At 47.5% G+C, this 2,342-nt stretch carries 4 protein-coding genes; all 4 read right to left on the minus strand.

The annotated features are described in order from the left end of the window. Positions 1 to 584, minus strand: a 584-nt coding sequence (locus tag ENN47_03820) for a DUF2088 domain-containing protein (protein HDP77308.1), incomplete at its 3' end; no start/stop codon positions are given. A gap of 1 nt (position 585) precedes the next feature. Continuing rightward, positions 586 to 1,302 (minus strand): ABC transporter ATP-binding protein, encoded by a 717-nt coding sequence (locus ENN47_03825; protein HDP77309.1) that lies wholly within the window; start codon positions 1,300 to 1,302, stop codon positions 586 to 588. Positions 1,303 to 1,304: 2 nt separating this feature from the next. Then, entirely contained in the window at positions 1,305 to 2,063 is a 759-nt protein-coding gene (locus tag ENN47_03830) for an ABC transporter ATP-binding protein (GenBank protein ID HDP77310.1), read from the minus strand. Between the two features lie 12 nt (positions 2,064 to 2,075). Further along, positions 2,076 to 2,342 (minus strand): branched-chain amino acid ABC transporter permease (locus tag ENN47_03835; GenBank protein HDP77311.1); only part of this gene is annotated, 267 nt, incomplete at its 5' end.

A 2,342-nucleotide genomic window follows, 5' to 3' on the forward strand; every position in this document is an offset into this window, starting at 1 on the left:
ATCCTGTGTGACTTAAAGACAGTTTCATACGCAGAGACGCCCGGAATTACAATTTTAGCTCCACCCGACCATCCGGAGAACCTGTGGGGAACGATCGAACCCACTCCAATTGTGAGGTCGGCTTCAACCGCTTCGTTTATCCTGATCGGAACTCCAAGGAATTCTCCATAGTCTTTCATCCTGCCGGCTGCTTCTGCATCGTGCTGGAGGATTCTGGTATCGCGAGAAAAACTGCCGAACTTCTCGGTTAGCTCATCGGCCATCATTTGTCTGTGAGTTCCAGTCGCGACCAGCAAGGAGACTTTGCTCCAGGGAATCTTGTTTTCGACGAAAAGCGATTTCATGAAAGAGAGAGTCTCAAAGATTGGAGAGTGCCTTGTATGATCCTCTACGATCAGGACTATCTCTTTCGCAGATTTCGCAAGCTCCAGGATCGGAGCAGCATCAAACGGCTTCAGTAGCGATTCGCGCAGAGAGCTGCCCTCTCCGCTTCTCTCAACAGGTGAAGTCGGAAGAAGTACTCTTCCCGCCGGAACTTCCAGCTGAAGTCTCTCCTTCTCTCTATAGTCAAGCGAGAATTTCATCTTACTTACCACCGAAATACATTTCTCGGATTCGCTCATCGCTTTTCACTTCGTCAACAGAGCCTTCGAGTTTTATTTGACCTTGCGATACGATGTAAACTCTGTCGCTCATTGGGAGCGAGAGCTTCGCGTTCTGTTCCACAATCAACATTGTAAGACCCGTATCCTTGACGTAATTTTTCAGAGTCTCGAATATTCTCTTAACGATAACAGGAGCCAGTCCCATGGAAGGTTCGTCTATCATCATGATCATTGGATCGGAAACAATGGCTCTTCCAATTGCGAGCATCTGTTGCTCTCCGCCGGAAAGCGTGCCGGCCATCTGGTTTTTCCGGGACTTCAGTTCCGAGAAAAGCTCATAAACTTTCTCGATGTTTGGGCGAGCCTTTGCGAGTCCAATTCTAGTAGCCGCAACTTCAAGGTTTTCCTGAACGGAGAGTTCCGCGAATACCTGTCTTCCTTCGGGAACGTGAATAACCCCAAGTCTGGTTATTTTGTGCGGGGCAAGATGCTGGATCTCTTCTCCGTTCAGAAGGACTTTGCTTCCGGCTTCAGAAGATACGAGTCCCGAGATGCTCTTCAGAAGAGTCGTCTTTCCAGCTCCATTGGGACCGAGCACGGAGACGACTTCCCCTTTGGAGGCCTTTATTGATACTTTTCTGAGAGCGGGAACCTCGTTATATGAAACTGAGAGTTCACGGGTTTCAAGCAAGAACATAATCAATCCTCCCCCAGATAGGCTTTTAGAACTAGCGGGTCCTTTTCGATATCATCGAATTTCCCCCTGGCAATTACCTGGCCAAAGTTCAGAACATAGACCCAATCTGCAACGGCCTTGATAAAGTCCATAGTGTGTTCGACAAGAAGAGTCGTAATTCCTCTTTCCTTGAGAATCATCATCAGATCCATAATTACTTTGAATTCGTCTCTAGTCATTCCGGCAGCAGGTTCGTCCAGGAACATCAGCTGAGGTTCGAGTGCAAGAGCTCTCGCAATTTCCAGGCAACGCCGAAGTCCATATGCCATACCTGTCGGAGAGTCGTATGCCCTATCTTCAAGACCCACGAGCTTGAGAAGTTCCATGGCCTTCTCTTTGTTTTCTTTTTCTTCTCTTCTGAATTTGGGAGTTCCGAGAACTACACTCACAGGTCCGGACTTGTAGAAGGGCTTTCTGGCTACAAGAACGTTTTCAATCACCGAGAGATTTTCGAAAAGCCTGATCTTCTGGAAGGTCCTCGCAATGCCCAACCTGCTTATCTTGTTTATATCCATTCCCGATATATCCTGATCTTTGAAATATACCTTTCCACTTGTGATAGGGTGGACTCCCGTTACAACATTTATGAACGTCGTCTTGCCCGAGCCGTTAGGACCGATCAAGGCTGTAATCTGCCCTTCGGCAATTCCAATCGACAGATCATTGTTTGCCACGACTCCACCGAATCTCTTGGTCATGTTTTCAGTTCTAAGAATGTCCATCTTCAACCCACCTTACAACGTCTTTGTGTTGCTTCTCTTGATCCTGAAAACCTTTCTCAGAAGGGTTTCAAGAATGGGCCCAAGTCCCATAGGCACGAATATGATAATCAGGATGACAATCATCGAAGTCACCATGAGATAGTAGTTCTCCCAGCCTCCGAATCTTAGAAATTCGGGAAGAAGCGTAAGGCCAATTCCACCCACGACTCCGCCGCTCATGTGTCTTAGGCCACCAACGACTGCCATTGCGACGAAATTCGATGATTCAAAGAATGTGAA

It is taken from the genome of Mesotoga infera, assembly GCA_011045915.1.
Lineage (GTDB): Bacteria > Thermotogota > Thermotogae > Petrotogales > Kosmotogaceae > Mesotoga > Mesotoga infera_D.